The organism is Mediterranea massiliensis, assembly GCF_900128475.1.
GTDB lineage: Bacteria > Bacteroidota > Bacteroidia > Bacteroidales > Bacteroidaceae > Bacteroides > Bacteroides massiliensis_E.
The window spans coordinates 310,680-327,312 of record NZ_LT635839.1 but is presented as its reverse complement, the minus strand read 5'-3'; the positions used below and the strand labels follow the sequence as shown (position 1 = coordinate 327,312).

The 16,633-nt window shown below is 50.6% G+C and carries 17 protein-coding genes; 7 read left to right on the top strand and 10 right to left on the bottom strand.

The genetic code is table 11. The annotated features are described in order from the left end of the window. Positions 1-20: 20 nt before the first annotated feature. Complete coding sequence (locus tag BQ7483_RS14830; RefSeq protein ID WP_072546423.1) at positions 21-1,871, top strand: SLC13 family permease; 1,851 nt, start codon at positions 21-23, stop codon at positions 1,869-1,871. A gap of 10 nt (positions 1,872-1,881) precedes the next feature. On the opposite strand, the gene nadA is transcribed toward BQ7483_RS14830, so the two are convergent. The 3 genes from nadA to BQ7483_RS18075 are packed head-to-tail and all read right to left on the bottom strand — an operon-like array spanning position 1,882 to position 4,548. Beyond that, a complete protein-coding gene (gene nadA / locus BQ7483_RS14825) occupies positions 1,882-2,820 on the bottom strand; it encodes a quinolinate synthase NadA (RefSeq protein ID WP_022021753.1) in 939 nt (312 codons plus the stop codon). Between the two features lie 29 nt (positions 2,821-2,849). Beyond that, on the bottom strand, positions 2,850-4,106 hold the full coding sequence (locus BQ7483_RS14820; RefSeq protein WP_235847376.1) for a S41 family peptidase: 1,257 nt from the start codon (positions 4,104-4,106) through the stop codon (positions 2,850-2,852). Further along, positions 4,027-4,548, bottom strand: coding sequence for a hypothetical protein (locus tag BQ7483_RS18075; RefSeq protein WP_235847375.1), 522 nt, complete (start codon positions 4,546-4,548; stop codon positions 4,027-4,029). Before BQ7483_RS18075 ends, BQ7483_RS14820 begins: the two co-directional genes overlap by 80 nt. A 148-nt stretch (positions 4,549-4,696) precedes the next feature. Between BQ7483_RS18075 and BQ7483_RS14815 the strand changes: the two genes are divergently transcribed. Further along, a complete protein-coding gene (locus tag BQ7483_RS14815; protein WP_072546421.1) occupies positions 4,697-5,236 on the top strand; it encodes an RNA methyltransferase in 540 nt (179 codons plus the stop codon). 217 nt (positions 5,237-5,453) lie between these two features. Here BQ7483_RS14815 and BQ7483_RS14810 read toward each other — a convergent pair whose 3' ends face one another. Then, on the bottom strand, positions 5,454-6,023 hold the full coding sequence (locus tag BQ7483_RS14810; protein WP_235847374.1) for a DUF4294 domain-containing protein: 570 nt from the start codon (positions 6,021-6,023) through the stop codon (positions 5,454-5,456). 147 nt (positions 6,024-6,170) lie between these two features. Between BQ7483_RS14810 and BQ7483_RS14805 the strand changes: the two genes are divergently transcribed. After that, complete coding sequence (locus BQ7483_RS14805) at positions 6,171-8,180, top strand: helix-hairpin-helix domain-containing protein (RefSeq protein WP_072546419.1); 2,010 nt, start codon at positions 6,171-6,173, stop codon at positions 8,178-8,180. A gap of 17 nt (positions 8,181-8,197) precedes the next feature. Here BQ7483_RS14805 and BQ7483_RS14800 read toward each other — a convergent pair whose 3' ends face one another. Next, positions 8,198-8,632 carry a cupin domain-containing protein gene (locus tag BQ7483_RS14800; protein ID WP_317041278.1) on the bottom strand — a complete coding sequence of 145 codons (435 nt, stop codon included), beginning with the start codon at positions 8,630-8,632 and terminating at the stop codon, positions 8,198-8,200. A 176-nt stretch (positions 8,633-8,808) separates the two neighbouring features. Between BQ7483_RS14800 and BQ7483_RS14795 the strand changes: the two genes are divergently transcribed. Then, positions 8,809-9,582, top strand: a complete 774-nt coding sequence (locus BQ7483_RS14795) for a radical SAM protein (RefSeq protein ID WP_072546418.1) — start codon at positions 8,809-8,811, stop codon at positions 9,580-9,582. 7 nt (positions 9,583-9,589) lie between these two features. On the opposite strand, the gene BQ7483_RS14790 is transcribed toward BQ7483_RS14795, so the two are convergent. The 3 genes from BQ7483_RS14790 to BQ7483_RS14780 all read right to left on the bottom strand — a co-directional run bounded on the left by BQ7483_RS14790 (position 9,590) and on the right by BQ7483_RS14780 (position 11,933). Then, positions 9,590-10,480: a DNA/RNA non-specific endonuclease gene (locus BQ7483_RS14790; RefSeq protein WP_072546417.1), complete on the bottom strand. Its 891-nt coding sequence runs from the start codon at positions 10,478-10,480 to the stop codon at positions 9,590-9,592. A 211-nt stretch (positions 10,481-10,691) separates the two neighbouring features. Further along, positions 10,692-11,576, bottom strand: a complete 885-nt coding sequence (locus BQ7483_RS14785) for a TraB/GumN family protein (protein WP_072546416.1) — start codon at positions 11,574-11,576, stop codon at positions 10,692-10,694. Between the two features lie 81 nt (positions 11,577-11,657). Next, positions 11,658-11,933 carry a DUF3836 domain-containing protein gene (locus tag BQ7483_RS14780; protein WP_072546415.1) on the bottom strand — a complete coding sequence of 92 codons (276 nt, stop codon included), beginning with the start codon at positions 11,931-11,933 and terminating at the stop codon, positions 11,658-11,660. 322 nt (positions 11,934-12,255) lie between these two features. On the opposite strand from BQ7483_RS14780, the gene BQ7483_RS14775 reads away from it, so the two are divergent. Beyond that, positions 12,256-12,738 carry an RNA polymerase sigma factor gene (locus tag BQ7483_RS14775; RefSeq protein WP_072546414.1) on the top strand — a complete coding sequence of 161 codons (483 nt, stop codon included), beginning with the start codon at positions 12,256-12,258 and terminating at the stop codon, positions 12,736-12,738. A 13-nt stretch (positions 12,739-12,751) separates the two neighbouring features. Continuing rightward, on the top strand, positions 12,752-13,330 hold the full coding sequence (locus BQ7483_RS14770) for a hypothetical protein (RefSeq protein WP_072546413.1): 579 nt from the start codon (positions 12,752-12,754) through the stop codon (positions 13,328-13,330). A 229-nt stretch (positions 13,331-13,559) separates the two neighbouring features. Here BQ7483_RS14770 and BQ7483_RS14765 read toward each other — a convergent pair whose 3' ends face one another. Both BQ7483_RS14765 and BQ7483_RS14760 read right to left on the bottom strand, forming a co-directional pair. Beyond that, entirely contained in the window at positions 13,560-15,236 is a 1,677-nt protein-coding gene (locus BQ7483_RS14765; RefSeq protein WP_072546412.1) for a SulP family inorganic anion transporter, read from the bottom strand. A 95-nt stretch (positions 15,237-15,331) separates the two neighbouring features. Then, a complete protein-coding gene (locus tag BQ7483_RS14760) occupies positions 15,332-15,631 on the bottom strand; it encodes a DUF4884 domain-containing protein (protein WP_072546411.1) in 300 nt (99 codons plus the stop codon). Between the two features lie 245 nt (positions 15,632-15,876). Between BQ7483_RS14760 and rbr the strand changes: the two genes are divergently transcribed. Then, a complete protein-coding gene (rbr, locus tag BQ7483_RS14755) occupies positions 15,877-16,455 on the top strand; it encodes a rubrerythrin (RefSeq protein ID WP_072546410.1) in 579 nt (192 codons plus the stop codon). Positions 16,456-16,633: the final 178 nt, after the last annotated feature.

Below are 16,633 nucleotides of genomic sequence, written 5' to 3'. Positions count from 1 at the left end.
CAAAATAAAAACCTGTCATTATGTGGATTACCATAAGCATCCTCGCCCTCTCAGCCATATTTTTTGTAAACGGTAAAATCCGTTCCGACTTAGTAGCCTTATGCTCTCTCGTAGCCTTGCTGATATTTCAGATTTTGACTCCGGAAGAAGCGTTGTCGGGATTTTCAAGCTCGGTGGTCATCATGATGATAGGATTGTTCGTAGTAGGCGGTGCTATTTTTCAGACTGGACTGGCCCGGATGATAAGCTCGCACCTACTCAAATTTGCGGGAAACAGTGAAACCAAACTGTTCCTGCTTGTCATACTAGTCACTTCTGCCATCGGGGCGTTTGTAAGCAATACCGGTACCGTAGCATTGATGCTTCCCATCGTAGTAAGCCTGGCCGTCAGCGCAGAAATATCTTCCAGCCGCCTACTCATGCCGTTAGCCTTTGCCAGTAGCATGGGAGGCATGATGACTCTTATCGGTACGCCACCCAATCTGGTCATACAGGATACATTGGTATCAGCCGGATACGAATCACTTTCCTTCTTTTCTTTCCTGCCTGTCGGCATTGTCTGCGTCATTGTGGGCATCATCGTATTGATGCCGCTCAGTAAAATTTTTCTTTCGAAAAGAAAGAAAGAAGAAAAGAACCAAAGTGGAAAGTCACTACAGGAACTGGTAAACGAATATGGATTATCGACCAATCTCTTCCGCTTGCAGGTGAAAGAAAATTCAAATCTGCTAGGAAAGACCATCATCGAACTGGATATACGCCGAAAATATGAACTGAACATATTGGAAGTGAGACGCAAGGACTTATCAAAACATCGCTTCCTGAAGACTATCACACAAAAACTGGCCGACCCGGATACGAAACTCAACGAAGGAGATATTCTCTACGTGACAGGAGATTTCCACAAAATCAAGCAATTCGCTGAAGAACACCTGTTAAACTTACTAGACGGACACGCTTCGGAAGAGACTAATGGGAACTCACTCGACTTCTATGACATAGGCATCGCGGAAATCGTACTAATGCCTACCTCGAACCTGATAAACCGCACAGTGAAAGAAGCCGGATTCAGAGACAAATTCAACGTCAACGTACTGGGCATCCGACGCAAACGTGAATATCTGTTACAGGACTTGGGAAACAAATCCATACACAGCGGCGACGTACTGCTGGTACAAGGAACATGGGGAAATATCGCCCGTTTGAACAAAGATGAAAACGACTGGGTGGTATTAGGACAACCTCTCGCCGAAGCAGCCAAGGTGACATTGGATTACAAAGCACCGGTAGCCGCCCTCATCATGTTACTAATGATAGCCATGATGGTCTTCGACTTCATACCTGTCGCGCCGGTTACAGCCGTCATGATAGCCGGCATCCTGATGGTACTCACCGGATGTTTCCGCAACGTAGAAGCCGCCTACAAAACCATCAACTGGGAAAGTATCGTGTTAATAGCCGCCATGCTGCCCATGTCGCAAGCGCTGGAAAAGACAGGTGTATCAGATTTCGTATCAGACTCGTTGGTGCAAGGACTGGGCACATACGGACCTTTCGCCTTGATGGCAGGCATCTATTTCACTACCTCGCTACTCACCATGTTTATCAGCAATACGGCAACGGCTGTGCTCCTGGCTCCCATTGCATTACATAGCGCCGTGCAAATAGAAGCCAGTCCTGTGCCTTTCCTTTTCGCCGTAGCCGTAGGCGCCAGCATGTGTTTTGCCTCGCCTTTCTCCACCCCGCCCAACGCACTGGTGATGCCGGCCGGCCAATACACGTTCATGGATTACATCAAAGTAGGCCTGCCGTTACAAATCATCATGGGCATTGTCATGGTGTTTGTACTCCCTCTCCTATTCCCGTTCTGACAGACGGAATTTACAGCCCTAATTGTGCCGATATCTCCAGCATACGTCTAATGGGACGAACCGCCTTCTCGGCAATAGCGAAATCAACGGTAATCTCTGGAGTTTCGTTCTTAAGGCAGTTGTAGAGCTTTTCCATCGTGTTCAGACGCATGAAGTTGCATTCATTGCATCCGCAGGTGCTGTCCACGGGAGGAGCTGGGATGAAGGTGGTCTGCGGACACTTCTTACGCATTTCGTGCAAGATACCCGCTTCGGTAGCCACGATGTATTCTTTCTCCGGATGCGCTACGGCATACTTCAACAAAGCAGCGGTAGAACCTACGACATCGGCCAATTTCAGCACAGCACCCTTGCATTCGGGATGAGCCAAAATGACGGCCCGGGGGTGCTGTTTTTTTATTTCAACCATCTTTTCGACCGAGAACTGCTCGTGCACATGGCAAGCTCCATCCCATATCAGCATATTGCGACCAGTAACAGAGTTGATATAACTGCCCAAATTCCTGTCCGGACCAAAGATTATTTTCTCATCTTTTGGGAAGCTCTCCACGATTTGACGGGCATTGGTGGAAGTAACGACCACGTCAGTCAACGCCTTGACGGCTGCTGTCGTGTTAACGTATGAAATGACGGTATAGCCGGGATGCTCCTTGACAAACTGCTCGAACTTGTCGGCCGGACAGCTGTCGGCCAGCGAACAGCCGGCTGCCATGTCGGGCACCAGCACTTTCTTTTCAGGGCAGAGCACCTTGGCCGTCTCGCCCATGAAGTGAACACCACACATTACAATGATGTCGGCCGTCGTCTTGGCGGCCTGCTGGGCCAGAGCCAAACTGTCGCCGATGTAGTCGGCAATATCCTGTATTTCACTGCGCTGGTAGTAGTGGCCCATGATCAGGGCATTCTTCTCTTTCTTGAGCTGCTCGATGGCTTGTATCAGATTTTCCATAATCGTTAGTAATTTGTTCAGATGCAAAGTTAATAACTTTGGCAGACACCTGCTATATGTTTCCGTACAAATTCTATTTGCGTATCGCGCCCGTGCATGAAATCGGCTACGGTAGAAGGTACCACGTAATGGGGAACAATCCCCTCTCCTTCCAGCGGAAAGCCATGATGCGAACGGTCCGGCTCACGGGTGGGAATACGAAGCCAGATGCCGTGTGAGGTACAGAAATTCTTCGGTCCGTTGCCCGTATCTCCAGCGGTAGGTTCACCCACCAGCGTCACGTTACCGCTCTCCTTCATGTCCAAAGTAAAACTCTCGGCAGCCGAAAAAGTATCAGGTCCCGTCAACAGAAATACCTGTCCACGGTAAGCGTCTTGAGCGGGCTCCAACTGACGGGAATCGGAAAGGCAATGAAGCTGCGGACGGTTGATGAAATATTCGCATAGGAGTGCACCGTTGGCACTGCTTCCGCCTCCGTTGTCTCGAACGTCAACAATGAGATAAGGCAAGTGGCTCACCACAGGATAACACGTTGCAAACTCTTCCATGACGGGAGGCATCATGGTGTTGATGGCCAGGTAACCGATGCTGTCGTCCAACACTCTGGCCGCAACGGCAGGCTGTTCTTCATAGGAGACACAATCGTTCCGCCGTAACGGCAAGTTCCGTGTCAGCGTGTCGGTACCGCGCTGAACGGTGTAGCTGACCAGTGTATCGACATAACTGCGGAAAATGCTCCGTGCCGAACGGTAATGACGGTCGGAAGCCGTGGAGCCGCAGGCATATTTCTCGTGCTCGGCCACCCATTGTCCGACGGGGATGCCGTTAATGGCCGTAATGCGATCTTTATCACAAAAGCCGGCAGCACGCAGGTACTCGTTGGGCTTGCTTATGAACAACGAATCGTTGATAACCCTGGGTGCAGTAGCAGCCGTATATTTGCTGAAGAAACTGTTAGCGTGTCCTGCCCCCAAAGCAGCTATATATTCCTGTACCAACAGAACATATTCAGCCGGCTGCCTGGCAGCACCAATCCGAGGTGCAAAAACACGGTAAAGCGAATCCATGTCCAATCCCTTCTGACGGTAGAGCGAATAGTTGTCCACCACAATCTGATGGATTTCATCAAAGTCGGCAACATATTGGTCGGGAGTCAACGGGAGTTCGTCCGCATAATACCATACACCGGTACGGGAGTTATCCTTCTTATACGTATAATAGGCATAACCCACCAGTCCGCCAAACGCCAGCAGAAGCACCAGCACAACAATTCCTGCGATTTTCAATACCTTTTTCCAAATAAGACCATTGTTTTTCCATCGATAGTAGCTTTTTATCATTAAAAATTTTATTTCTCTTTTTTCTTTTTAAATCCCCATGGTGGTAATAATAGGCGGTTGATACGGTGGAAAAGAAAATCCGTTTTTTCTTGCAGAAATGGGTTATGAGTCTCCTGCCTCCGGTTATCACCAGCTTATCAACGGGGGAAGACGAGGTGAAAGGCTGATAATAAGCCCTCTTCCGTCTGTTATCAACATCCTGTTTATAACGTGCAAAGTTAATAACTTTCGTAAAATAACCTGCGGAAAAGATGCTGAAAAACCGGTTGAAGAATGGAGAGAAAAAAATGGCTATCTTTTTTGCATTATTCATAACTGGCAGCGCATATAGTTTCTTTTGAATCGTGCAAGAAAAAGTTTTCATTTTCTTTTCATCGAGTTTCCACATGTTTTCAACGGTTGTTAACCGCTCTATAAACGGAAAAGGGGCGCTTTGAACAAGACGGGCCGCACTTCGGTAGAATATTCGGGCGAGCTTGATGTTTCTGCCCTTGATTTGTCGTATCTTTGTGCAGCAATTTTAATACATTCAACTTATGGAGCATCGTAAACTGAAGATTACCGAACTGAACCGCATCAGTGCTGAAGAGTTCAAGAAGGCCGACAAACTGCCTCTGGTTGTGATACTTGACAACGTGCGCAGCCTGCACAACATTGGTTCGGTTTTCCGTACGTCCGATGCTTTCCGTGTGGAGTGTATCTATCTGTGCGGCATTACGGCCACTCCTCCCCACCCCGAGATGCACAAGACGGCCTTGGGAGCTGAATTCACGGTCGACTGGAAGTATGTTAATAACGCGGTTGAAGCTGTTGATAACTTGCGTCAGGAAGGCTACGTCGTGTTTTCGGTAGAGCAGGCCGAAAACAGCATCATGCTGGAAGACATACGGTTGAAGCAGGGGAAACGCTATGCCGTGGTGTTGGGCAACGAAGTGAAGGGTGTCCAACAGGAAGTGATTGACCATAGCGACGGTTGCATCGAAATCCCCCAATATGGCACCAAGCATTCGCTGAACGTGTCGGTAACGGCAGGTATCGTCATCTGGGACTTGTTCAAACAGTTGAAAACCTTGTAAGCATCCGCCTCTTTCCGTAGAGGCAATCCGAGGTATCTTTTAAAGGAAACGGAGGAAAGAAACCGCTTGCAGGAGGAGGCATGGTTCATAAGTTATGAACAGAACCAATTGTTTGATTCATAGCCTGCTGTATTCTTTCAGCTTTGATAGTTAACCGCTGTTTCAACAAGATATGAACATGTTTTTAAAGCCGGAAAGGGGCAGGAGCGGAGAAGGTTCAGAGCTGTCCGCTCTCCACAAGCAGGATGACGCGTTCCGTCAGGGCATCATCGCCTGTAGCGTCGTATTCTTTCTTGAGGCTGGCGCCGAACAGAGCGGCGAACGTCTGGTAGAAGCCGGCACGGAAGGGGCCGAGGAAAGCCTTTACCAATTCATATCCTGTTGAGCTGGTTTGTCTGTCCACCAGCTTTATTAACAGTTTTCCTTGGGCAAAAGTGAGCTTCTTCATGCGGGGCATGTATTGTTCCTTCAGTCCTTTTTCTACCCGCTTCAAGTGTTTCTGCCGTTCTTTGGGCGGAAGAGTCTGCAGGTATTCGTAGGTTTCGATGATAATCTGGTTCACCTCCTTGGCGATGGGCAATACCTTCTTGACGTCGCGCACCAGCCGGTAGTACTGCGTGCGTGCCCGTTTGTTTTTGAACTTCAGCGGTTTGAAGATATAGACGGTGGGCAGCTTGACGTAAGGAATGGTGTCTCCTTCGTAAACACACATGGGGGTGAGGTACACCTTGCCGGATTGTTTACTTCCCTTCTGTTGGGCACGGACGGAGGAAATGCCAGTTATCAACAGGAGAACGGTTAATATGAGGAGCTTTCTGTTCACAGACGCAAAAGTACATCATTCTTTGAAATCTTTTTTTAATACTTTTGCTTTTTCCTTGTGCCGTTAACTTATTTAAGGTAACTTAGACGGCCATAAACAAATTACGATACTATGAAATACATCAGAATAGCCGTCGGATGGATGCTGACCCTGTTTGCTTTGGCCTTGCAGGCACAGACTCCCGACCTGATGCTCTGGGAGGAAAACCTGGAGCAGCTGGCCGCCGAGGCCGAGAGCACCGACTGGGAAGACGAGCTGGAAGAGCTTTCCCGACGGATGGAACAGAAGCTGAACCTGAACGCGGCTACCCGCGAACAGCTGGAGCAGTTTCCCTTTCTGTCGGAAGAGCAGGTAGAGAATCTGTTGGCCTATGTGCATGTGCATGGAGCAATGCAGACGTTGTACGAACTCCAGCTGGTGGAAACGATGGACAAGGAGACCATCGGCCGCCTGTTGCCCTTTGTCTGCGTCCGTCCTCTGGAGGAAGAAACACGTTATCCTTCGTTGAAGAATATCCTGAAGTATGGCAGGCACGAGGCGACGGCCCGCTTCGACCTTCCCTTCTATAAGCGTAAGGGGTACGAGAAAGACTATCTGGGGCCTTCGATGTATCATTCCTTGCGTTACAGTTTCCGCTATGGCGACCGTCTGCAGGTGGGCGTGACGGGCGAGAAAGATGCGGGCGAGCCTTTCTTTGCTCTGCACGACCGGCAGGGATATGACTACTATTCATTCTATCTTCTGCTGAAAGGGTGGGGCAGGCTGGAAACGTTGGCTGTGGGCAATTACAGAGTCAGTTTCGGGCAGGGGCTGGTGCTGGGCAACGGATTCGGGTTGGGCAAGACCTTTTCGCTGGCTACGGCGGAGTATCGCACGGAAGGCTTCCGCAAGCACAGCTCGTCCGACGAATACAATTATTTTCGGGGAGTGGGAGCTACCGTCCGTCTGGCTTCCCGCTGGAGGGCATCGGCCTTCTATTCGCACCGCAACCTGGACGGCGTGGTAGAGGACGGCGAAATCACTTCCATCTACAAGACAGGCCTGCACCGCACGGCCAAGGAAGCGGCCAAGCGGCATGCCTTTGTGATGCAGGCGGCAGGAGGAAACGTTGCCTACGAAGGCACGCATCTGAAAGTGGGTGCGATAGGGCTCTATTACTTCTTCGACCGTCCCTACGAGCCGGACTTGAGGGAATATGCCCGCTACAACCTGCGGGGCAATCGTTTCTACAACGTCGGCGTAGATTATGCCTACCGTTTGGGGCGTTTTGCCTGGGTGGGCGAGGCGGCCAAGGGCAAGCAGGGATATGCCTTCCTCAACCAGCTCCGCTATCAGGCGGGCGGGCAGTATAAGGTGATGCTCATCCACCGCTACTATTCGCACGACTATTGGGGGATGTTTGCCCATTCGTTTGGAGAAAGCAGTGCTTTGCAGAACGAAAACGGCTGGTATCTGGCCGGCGAAGCATCGCCTTTCGCCCGCTGGCGTTTCTTCGGTGGCATCGACCTGTTCTCGTTTCCCTGGTGGAAGTACCGCATCAGCAAGCCGTCGCAGGGAGTGGACGGACTGTTTCAGGTAACCTTCACTCCCAACAAATGGTGGTCGATGTATGCCAACTACCGCCTCAAGCGCAAGGAGAGGGATGTGACGGGCAGCGGCGGCGAAACCATTCTGCCCACCCTGCATCACAAGGTACGCTATCGGCTCAGCTATGCGCAGGGCTTGTGGAGCCTGCGTACGACGGCCGACTACAACCGCTTCGTCCAGGCACCGCTACAATGCAGTCAGGGATGGCAGGTCACGCAGATGTGTGGCGTGCGCTTGCCTTTCCTTCCGCTGGCCGCCACGTTGCAGGGCACTTATTTCCATACAGACGACTACGACTCACGTGTCTATGCCTACGAGAAAGGGTTGCTGTATACTTTCTACACGCCTTCTTTCTACGGTCGCGGCTTCCGCTTCTCCGCCCACCTGCGCTATGACTTTCGCGACTGGCTGATGCTGATAGCCAAGTTCGGGCAGACCCTTTATCAGGACAGGCAGGAGATAGGTTCGGGCAACGACTTGATACGTGGAAACAAAAAGTTGGACCTGCAAGTGCAAGTCCGACTGAAATTCTGACCTATGGTTTCGTGTATTTATTTCTTTAGGAAGTCGGCTCTGTAAGGGCTGAAGCAGTCGATGAGCAGTCCGGGTTCGAGGCAGACGCAACCATGCTCTACGTTGGGTTCCATGTAGAGTGCGTCGCCGGCCTTCACAATTTTCTTTTCGCCGCCGATGGTAAATTCGAATGCGCCGCTGGCTACGTAGGTCACTTGGGTATGTTCGTGCTTGTGGGCACTACCGATACCACCCTTTTCAAACTTTACCTTTACCATCATGATGTCTTCGTTGTAACCTACAATCTGGCGGGTGGCTCCCTGGCCGGCAGGTTCCCATTCCATGTCCTTTTCATACATGAATACTTTGCTGTGATTAGTCATATCTTTCTGATTTTGTTGTTGGGCAAAGCTGCCGGTGGCAAACAGTGCCGAGAGAATGAATGCGGATGCAAAAATCTTGAATGTTTTCATATTCAGTGTCTTTATGATATTATTTTCGCAAATGTAGTTAACTTCAATCAGAATAGAGATGAATTTTTCGAAAAATAATGTATTTTGTTTTATTTTTGAAGGAAAAGGGAAGATTTCATCCTTTTTGCCTTACCTTTGTTCCTGCTATTCATGATTGATAAAAACAGGAGGTTTGTATGACTGTCATCTATCCTTCGCCCATCTTCGGGCCTATCCACTCCCGCCGCCTAGGAGTTTCGCTGGGCATCAACCTGATGCCGGCCGACGGCAAGGTATGTACGTTCAACTGCATCTATTGCGAATGCGGCTTCAACGAAGATTTTCGTCCGAAGCTTCCCCGCCCCACGCGTGAAGAAGTCCGGGCTGCTCTGGAGGCCCGCCTGCAGGATATGAAGGCCAACGGGCCCACTCCCGACGTGCTGACCTTTGCCGGCAATGGAGAGCCGACGGCTCATCCGCATTTTGCCGAGATCATCGACGATACGCTGGCCCTGCGCGACCATTATTTCCCTGATGCCAAGGTCAGTGTGCTCAGCAACTCCACCTTTATCCACAAGCCTGCCGTCTTTGCCGCGCTCAACAAGATAGACAACAACATCCTGAAGCTCGACACGGTGGATGAAGCCTATATCCGCAACCTCGACCGTCCGACAGGCAAATATGCCGTGGCCGACATCATCGAGGGCATGAAGGCGTTCAAAGGTCGTTGCATCATCCAGACGATGTTCCTCAAAGGCGGATACATGGGCAAGGATATGGACAATACGTCCGACAAATACGTGCTCCCCTGGCTGGAGAAGGTAAAGGAGATAGCGCCCCGCCAGGTGATGATCTATACCATCGACCGCGAGACGCCCGACCACGACCTGCGGAAGGCTACGCACGAAGAGCTCGACCGCATTGGTGCGCTGGTGAGGGAAGCGGGGATTGAGGTGAGTGTGTCGTATTGAGTCTTTATTAGTTCCACTTTTTCCAATCGTATGATGCTTCTACCTGTTTCTCCACGTCGTCGGGCAGGGCGGGGAAGAAGTCGATGCCTGTGATGCGCTCCACCTGGTCGACTGAGTTGGTGTAGCTGTCCAACGGATGGTTGCCCGAGGTGTTCTTGTAGATGAAACCAATGGCCCGAGGAGGGCGGCTGTCGGCACATAGGATGACCTTGAAGAAGGCTTCGGGCACGGTCACTTTGTGTTCTTTTCCGATGGTACGATGTTTCTGGTTGTAGAGGATAGGGCCGCAAACGATGTAGATGCGTCCTTCCTGTTCGGCCCACACGCGGCAGCGGTCTTCCAGTTCTTTCCAGTCGCCTCGGTTCAGGTTGTGGTGTTGGGGGCAGATGTTGGTCATGTAGAAACTCTCCTGCATGGCACGCCAGTGCCAACGATTGTCGGCGGCGGGGCACATGTGGCCGCGGTCCCAGCCTGAACCTTTGTAGTCGTCGGTAGTGACGGCCTCACTCTCGGGCAGGTTGGGGTCGGGCAGGAATTTGTCTGTGCGGCTTTCGCGCTCTACCAGCTTGTCGCGGTTCAGCTCCCACGCCACCCAGTTGGGCAAATTCAATGTACGGTTATAAGATACGGTATATCCTTTGCGCTTCAGGATAGTTTCGTCCGCGCCCTTCATCGGGGCGGGGATTTCAAGGCCTTGGGCGGCGGAGGCGTTTGTCTGTGTTTCAGATTTGTCTGTCTGTACGGCAGACTTTATACCTTCCGGCAGGTGGTCGAGGCTGATGAGCCCCGATTGCCAGGCATTGCTCAGCGGGCCGTAACCGATGAAGGCGGCACACACCAGCAGGATGAGGTACAGCAGACCTTTGGAGTCTTTCTTCTTCGTTTTTCTTTTGGGCATGACGATGAGTTTGTTCAGGCTCCAAAGGTAGTGAAAGTCGAAAGCAGAAAAAACAAGCTTGCTTGATTTTTTTGTTGAGGTGCATAAGGGTCAATTTTAATGTCATCCTGAACGAAGTGAAGGATCTCAATACACAAACAACTGCTTTCGAGATTCTTCGCTTTGCTCAGAATGACAAAATGTTAGATTTGAGGTATCCTCAACATTTGCGTCACTTCATCGGCTCCACCGTGTATCCTTGAGCTTCGAGCAGCTTCAACAGGCCGCGGGAGCCGGGCAGATGGCCGGCGCCTACCACGAACAGGGTGGGGGCCTGCTTCATGATGTTGGGTAACTGGCGGGCCCAGTCGGCATTGCGGTCGAATATCAGGACATCTTCCTCCTGGGGGGTGCTGTCGCAGGAGTCGTTCTGCTTTTCTTCCATGATTTCAAGCAGGGTGTCGAGGTCCTGGTTCATGTATGCCTCTGTCATGCGTTGGGCCTGTAGGGTGGCGTAGTCGATGGTGGTAGCCGCACAATAGAGCAGGTGGGCCTGGCGTTGCAAGCTCTGCGAACGGTAGAGGATATCTATCTGTTGCTCCATGCTCTCCAGCCCTCCTACCTTCTTTCCAGCTTGCTTGGCCTGCGCCTGAAACCAGGTGTCGAGTTGTTCTTGCGGATTAAAACCTTTTACGGACTTGGCGGCCAGTGCTACGGACAGCTGGGTAGTGAGGGCGGCGGGTTTCAGCTTGTCGAACAGAGCAAGGTCCATGCCGATGTATGTCTTCACGACCGAAGCGATGCTGTCGTATTCGGCCGGTTCGAAGAGGCTTTTCAGCGTGGTGTCGGCTGGCAGCATCATGGCCTGCTGCATCTTCATCAGCATGTCGGGCTTCATGGCGTTCTCCATAATGAGTTCGCCATAGACCTGTTGCGTTTCGTCCATTGCCTGCTTCATGCCTGCGATGCTGTCTTTGATGCTGAGGGGAGCCAGGTGGTGCGTACCCATGACGTACGAGGGTCGGTCGAGGCCGTTGCCCGATATTTTCCATAACAGTTGCGCCTGGGCGCCGAGGGCGATGCAAAGGAGCATCACAAGTACGAGTGTCTTTTTCATTATAGTGTTCTTTGGGGATTAATGGTTCTTTTTATAGATTGGTCGCAGAAGAGAGAGGTTTCTTGCAACTTCTCCGGCTTTTTATTTCAGCGCTTCGTTCGGGTTGAAGGTTTCCGTCTGTTGGAGGATGTAGTCCTGGCGGGCATCGCTCCACACGTAGGTCTTCTTGTCCGTCACCTGTCCCTGCGCGTTGTAGGTGAAGTCCATCTTGAAGAGGCGCTTCAAGTATTTGCCGTCTTCCACGCTGAACACTTCCTTGTTCGTCAGCCGGTTGTTTTCTATTTTTACGTTATATACTAAGTTGGTAGATACGCCTGCGGCCGAAATCAGTGAGGCCATGATGAGATTGGTAATCATATTCGTTTCAGTTTTATGAGTTAGACATTTCTATTTCTTTGTTTCGATGTCGCAAAGGTAGGGCGGCGCGGTGGGGATTCAGGTTAACGTTACGTTAAGTTTAGGTTAAGGTTGTTGTCTGTGGAAGGTGGCTTTGTTTTCTGTCAAAACATTGCTTTCTTTGTCGCAAAGCATTGCTTTCTTTGATGGAAAACATTGCTTCTTTTTCGGAAAGTCATTTAATTTGCTTTTCGGCTTTATTGGAGGGAAAATGATAAAAAATCGCCGGTCGCGTATAGTTTTCGGGCCGCTTTGTGGTCTAACAAGTAAAAACAGCAACGGAATGAATGCGAAAGAACAACAATTCATAACTGTCATCCGAGAACATGAGCGGACCATCTACACCGTCTGCTACATGTTTTCGAGTGATACGGACGAGGTAAACGATCTCTATCAGGACATCCTCGTCCGCTTGTGGCAGGGCTTCGATGCCTTCGAGGGGAAGAGCGACATCAAGACGTGGATTTACCGCGTCAGCCTGAACTATTGCATCAACTTCAGCAACCGCCGGAAGAAGCGGCGCGAACGGCTGGACTTGGGCGCAGGTTTCCCTTCGGAAGGAAGAAGTCTGGAAAAGAATTTGCAAATAAAGCAGCTTTATAAGCGGATCAATGCATTGGGACTGGTGGACAGAAGCGTGGTCCTGTTGTGGCTCGAAGGCCTGAGCTACGACGAGATTGGCGCTATCCTGGGTATTTCTGTCAAGAACGTCTCGTTTAAGCTGGTCCGTATCAAGGAACAACTCAAAAAAATGTCTAACATCTAAAAGTATGAATCGTATGGAAATCAATATCGAAAAAGAAATTCAGACGCTGAAATTGGAGTATAACGTGTTTAAGGAAGGGCTGGAAAAACAGGAAATGCTGAACGAAAAGTTCTTCAAATCCCTTAGAAGGCGCCCTGCGATGGCTATCAGCAAGGAAATCAAGGACCGGATATTGGGTGATATCGTGACAATACCCACGATTATCGTGATTTGTATCAACATAGACTGGCCCCTGCTGTTTGGCATATTGGTTTCATTGTGGGCTTTGATTGATTTGGGTGTCAGCCTGTGGGTCAGTCGCAAGCTGGGTATGGATCATCTGCTGGACGACGATGTGCGGACGGTGACAGGCAAGATTGCCGGTTATCGCAAATTCTATGCAGGGTCGCTCATTGCCGCCATAATTCCCCTGACGGCTATGGTCACCTATATCTTTATGCGCCTGTATGCCTTGGCGGACGATGCTGCTACCGTACAGCTCATCACCGTGTCGGGCATTGTTTCCATCCTTGTTGCCATTGCGATAACCCTATTGCAATATAAAAAGCACGTGAGAAAGTGCAGGGAACTGCTGGATCAGTTCGAGGAATAGTGGTCGATATAGAAATCCTTTCTACGGGATGGTTATGGATCTTCTCAAATAAGAAGAGGATGTATCAAATATAGATAGACTGACTTCCTGTTATTTTAGGCACGGATTACGCGGAAAAACGCTGAATATGTATAGATATTAATCCGTGAAATCCGTGTAATCCGTGCCTAAAGAAAGCGAACTCCTATTTTGATACATCCTCTTCTTTTTTTATGCAGAGGTCGTCTGTTTACAACAGCTTCTTGGCCCGCTCCAATGCTACGTTGATGTTGGGGCAGATGTTCTCCTCACCCAGCAGTTCGTAGAAGCCCGATTTTTCCAGTACCTTGTGTACCTTCTCGTTGACGCCCGAGAGGACGATGGTTATCTTTTCCTTCTGCGACATGCGGCAGAGGCTTTCCAGGTTGTGGATACCCGTAGAGTCGATGAACGGCACCTTACGCATGCGGATGACCCGTACCTTGGGTCGGTCGCCTAATTGGGCCATGGTTTCTTCAAACTTGGTGGCGATGCCGAAGAAGTAGGGGCCGTTGATTTCATATACTTCCACACCTTTCGGAATTATCAGATGCTCCTCGTGAGTGGCGATATCCGACTCCTTACTGGGATCTATCTCGTCTTTGATGACCGAGATTTCCGTCGTTTCCATCACGCGGCGCATGAAGAGCACGCAGGCGATGACCAGACCCATTTCGATGGCTACGGTCAGGTCGAAGATGACGGTCAGGAAGAAGGTGATGAGCAGCACCGTGACGTCCGACTTCGGATTGCGGAGAAGCGCCTTGAACGTGCGCCAGCCGCTCATGTTATAGGATACGACAACCAGTACACCTGCCAGACAGCCCATGGGGATGTATTGGGCCAGTGGCATGAGCAACAGCAGGATGAGCAGCAGTACGATGGCATGTACGATGCCGGCTACGGGCGACTTGCCGCCGTTGTTGATGTTGGCCATGGTACGGGCGATGGCTCCCGTGGCGGGGATACCTCCGAAGAGCGGAGTGATGATGTTGGCCGCACCTTGTGCGATAAGCTCCGTATTCGAGTCATGCTTGTCGCCAATCATACCGTCGGCTACGGTAGCCGAGAGCAGTGACTCGATGGCACCCAGTACGGCAATGGTCACCGCTACGGGGAAGAGGTTCTTTATTGCCTCCCAATCCAATGCGGGAATAGCGGCGTCGGGCAGCTCGGCACGGATGCTGAAACGGTCGCCGATGGTGTCGATGCAGGTGATGCCGCCGTAAGTCTTCATCAGCCAGACGGCCACGGTTACCACCACAATGGCGATAAGCGAGCCGGGTATCTTCTTCGAGAACTTGGGCGTCAGGGCGATGATGGCGATGCTCACTACGCTCACCAGCGTGTTCCACCAGTTTACCGTGTCGAAGTGACGGAAGTACACCAGCCATTTGCCTACGAAGTCGCCCGGTACCTTTTCACCACCGAACTGAAGGCCGAATACATCGGCCACCTGTGTGGTGAAGATGGTGACGGCGATACCGCTCGTAAAGCCCACGATGATGGGATAGGGGATGAATTTGATGACTGCTCCCAGCTTGAACACACCCAGCAGCACCAGGATGACGCCTGCCATCAGTGTGGCCACGATAAGTCCCGCTTCACCATATTGCTGGATGATGCCGTAGATGATGACGATGAACGCACCTGTAGGTCCGCCGATCTGCACCTTGCTGCCGCCCAGCAGGGAGATGATGAAACCCGCAATGATGGCGGTCACGATACCTTTCTCGGGCGATACACCCGAAGCGATGCCGAAGGCAATGGCCAGCGGAAGGGCCACGATGCCCACGATGATGCCGGCCATAAGGTCGGCCATAAACATTTCTTTGGAATAATTCTTCAGCGCCGTGTAGAGTTTCGGCTTGAATTCGAACGCTTTCATTTTCTGTTTAATAGAACTTTATTTTACCTATTGAGTTTGTTGCCTTTTTGAAAAAGAAAGTGCAAATTTAGGTAAAATAAAGCAAACAGACGCTATTATTCCGATTTTTTTATGAATGTGTCGTTGTCTCGATAGCGGTAAGTCACCGTTTGCTGGCGTGTGGAGTCGTTGGGGATGGCGGTAACGTCGCCCTGCGTGGTGAAGTAGACGTAGCTGCCCGAATAGGTGTCATAAAAGCGGTAAACGCGGCATCCGTCGTGTTCGAAGAGGTAGCTGACGGTATAGTCGGGATTGTTGACGGCTTTGCTGACCGAAACGGAACGCTGTACGAAACAGGCTGAAAAACTGATGCAGGCCAAAGCCAGCAAAAAGAGAGAACTGAGATGTATTTTCATGACCGATGGAATATTTATGAAGTTTCTATGAACCCAAAGATAGTGATATTTGTTTCTTTATAGCATGTGACCGTAGACAATTATTGTTAATGTCGCAAGCTATCCGGCGTTTGATAGATTTAATTTATGAAACGATAGAAAAATCCGATAAGGTTGGATGCAAGGCATTTGAAGCCTTTTGCCTACATTTGCAACACAGAAATCAACAAGAACAAAATATTAACCCTTTTAAAAACTGAATGATTATGACTAAGAGTATCAAAGGAACCCGCACAGAGAAGAATCTGATGACTTCGTTTGCCGGCGAATCGCAGGCACGCATGCGTTACACTTACTTTGCCAGTGTAGCCAAGAAGGAAGGTTACGAACAGATTGCCGCTATCTTCATGGAGACAGCCGACCAGGAGAAGGAGCACGCCAAGCGCATGTTCAAGTGGCTCGAAGGCGGCATGGTGGAGATTACGGCCAGCTATCCCGCAGGTGTCATCGGCACGACGCTCGAAAACCTTCAGGCAGCCGCTGCCGGTGAGAACGAGGAATGGTCGCTCGACTATCCCAAGTTTGCCGACATCGCCGACGAAGAAGGCTTCCCCGAAATCGCCCTGATGTACCGCAACATCGCCATCGCCGAGAAGGGACACGAAGAGCGCTACCTGGCTTTCGTGAAGAACATCGAGAATGCCGCCGTATTTGCCAAGGAAGGCGAAGTGGTATGGCAGTGCCGCAACTGCGGATTCATCCACGTGGGCAAGGAAGCTCCCGAGGTATGCCCCGCCTGCCTGCATCCGCAAGCCTACTTCGAGGTGAAGAAGGAGAACTGGTAAGACTTGGATTGACATCCACATATATCAGTAAGAGCTGTCTCGAGAACAAAGAAGCGCTAATATCTTGTCATCCCGGATCAAGGCCGGGATGACGTTGTATTTGCTTCTGACTTTATTTCTTGAGACAGCTCTTGCTCTTTTCAGAATATAGATACCTGTTACTGGTTAATTTATTTTA